This window comes from Acetobacter sp. UBA5411 (assembly GCF_002409645.1).
In the GTDB taxonomy this organism is placed as follows: Bacteria; Pseudomonadota; Alphaproteobacteria; order Acetobacterales; family Acetobacteraceae; genus Acetobacter.
On the sequence record NZ_DHNR01000034.1, the window covers coordinates 1 to 2127 of the forward strand.

General features: G+C 57.7%; 3 protein-coding genes. All 3 read right to left on the reverse strand.

Going from position 1 to position 2127, the window contains the following annotated elements:
- Positions 1-335: metal ABC transporter permease (locus B3759_RS11750; protein WP_291366087.1), on the reverse strand; the 335-nt coding region annotated here is incomplete at its 3' end.
- Complete coding sequence (locus tag B3759_RS11755; protein WP_291366088.1) at positions 332-1138, reverse strand: metal ABC transporter ATP-binding protein; 807 nt, start codon at positions 1136-1138, stop codon at positions 332-334. The genes B3759_RS11750 and B3759_RS11755, both read right to left, overlap by 4 nt.
- Entirely contained in the window at positions 1057-1254 is a 198-nt protein-coding gene (locus B3759_RS11760; protein ID WP_291366224.1) for a hypothetical protein, read from the reverse strand. The genes B3759_RS11755 and B3759_RS11760 overlap by 82 nt, the downstream gene beginning before the upstream one ends.
- Positions 1255-2127 lie beyond the last annotated feature (873 nt).

The window sequence follows — 2127 nt, forward strand, 5'->3', positions numbered from 1 at the left end:
GCAAGCGAGGTCAGGTAAAAGCTGGCGAAGTTGGCGTCTTCGGCCAGATGCGTGCGTCGGCTTACCAGGCCTGCCAGCATCGCCACGCCGAGCCCCGCGACGATGCCGCCCAGCCCCATGGCCACAAGTGAAAGTCCGCCCGCCAGCAGATAGCCTATGGCCGCACCGGGAAGGATGGCATGGCTCATCGCATCGCCAATCAGGCTCATGCGGCGCAGTTGCAGCAGCACGCCAACCGGTCCAGCGCCCATGCCCAGCGTGATGGTGGCCACAAGCGCACGACGCATGAATCCGAACGTGACAAAGGGCTCCCACAATACACTGAGCATGCTCATGGTTGCGCTGTCGTCCAGCTACCCTGCGGGCTGTCATAGGCGCGCTGCAATGTGCCCGGAGTGAGGATGCTTGCGGTCTCACCCCATATGGCTCGACCACCCGAAAGAAGCACGACATGCGGACAGCATGTGCGGATCTGATGCATATCATGCAGCACCACGATGATGGTGCGGCCCTGAGCATGCCACTCGCGCACCAGTTCCAGCAGGTCCTCCGTGGTGGGAGCATCAAGTGCGGTAAAGGGTTCATCCAGCATGATGATGGGGGCGGAGGTCATGAGCAGACGGGCGAAAAGCAGGCGTTGGAACTGACCCACCGAAAGCGCGTCGATCATACGATCAGCCTGCCCTTCCAGTTTGACACGGCGCAGCGCCTCGGCTGCACGCACACGCACTGTCTGGTCCACGCCACCAAAGGCTCCGGTCTGCTGCCATGCGCCACTGAGCACCATGTCGGTCACACTGAGCGGAAAGCTGCGGTCGATATTACGGGCCTGCGGCAGATAACCGATGTCCCGGATACCCACGCCATCAAACAGGACTTGCCCCTCCGACAGCGGCAATTCGCCGAGAATAGCGCGCAACAGGGTGGACTTGCCTGAGCCGTTCGCCCCCGCGATGGCGGTCATGCTACCCGGAGGAAAGCTGCCGGTTACATGCTGCCATACGGGCGTGCCGTTGAGACACACGCCTGCATCCTGTAGTCGGATTGCGCCAAGAGTCATGGCAGGATGACAGCCCAGGCAATCAGGCCCCACAGCACAGCACAGGGTATGATCATACAGGCCAGACGCTGCCACCATGCCCGCCCCATCCATGTCAGTGGCAAGGCGGTCGTATGTTTGGGGCCGGGCACAGTCTGAGCGCCCGTAAAATCCTGGGTATGAGAAAGGGCATGGAAAGACTGGGGAAGCGGCATTGAATGCTCAAAGCGTTATAATATAACGTCCGATAAACTATTGGCTTACGCACAGTCAAGGCAAGACGCTGTTGCAGAGATGCGTGATGACGGCATGTAGGACTCAAGGAATGACTTCCCGCATATAGGGAAATTGAAAATGCGCTCAGTTGCGCTGGTCCGGCTGGGGCGCTTCTCTCAGTACCGTCGCTAGCGGTACTAAATATGGAAAAAACTTCAGGACAACGCCATACAGCTACGGCGTTGTATGGTAGGCGATGCCGAACGATTTTTGGCTGTAGTAGTCGTGCGGTGGGCAGGAAGACTGAACCGACGACGGCAATCGTTGGCAGAAGGACACTGCGTTCGCCCCGGAAAGCCCGTCCCGATCCGGGTATGATGTGCGAAAAGAAAAAAGGGATCAAAGCCAACGCAAGCTGCCAGAGAGCAGGATATCGTCCACGAAATCGTTAAACTGCCTCAGTTACGCGGAGGTCTTGTGTTGCTGCCCCGACGATGAATCGTGGACAGATCGTTTGCATGAGTCTCACGGCGCAGAAAGTTCTGCAAAACACGATGAGCGCTGCGCCACAACCCTCGCTGCCATGCACATCATCGCGCCCACTAAAATAGCTCTTGAGCTCATCCTTTCACAGCACTCGCAGAACTTAAGCAATCACGCCTCTGGCGATCGTCGGGATTCCAAAACGCTGCGACGAACAGATTAATAAAGATCCTTTTCGTAAAAGTAACAGGCACAAAAAAAGCCGACCTTTCGGTCGGCTTTTCTCACCCGGATTTCCGGAAAGATCAGGCAGATTTCGCCATGATCTCTTCGGCCACGTTGCGCGGCACCGGATCGTAGTGATGGAACTGCATCGTGAAGGATGCACG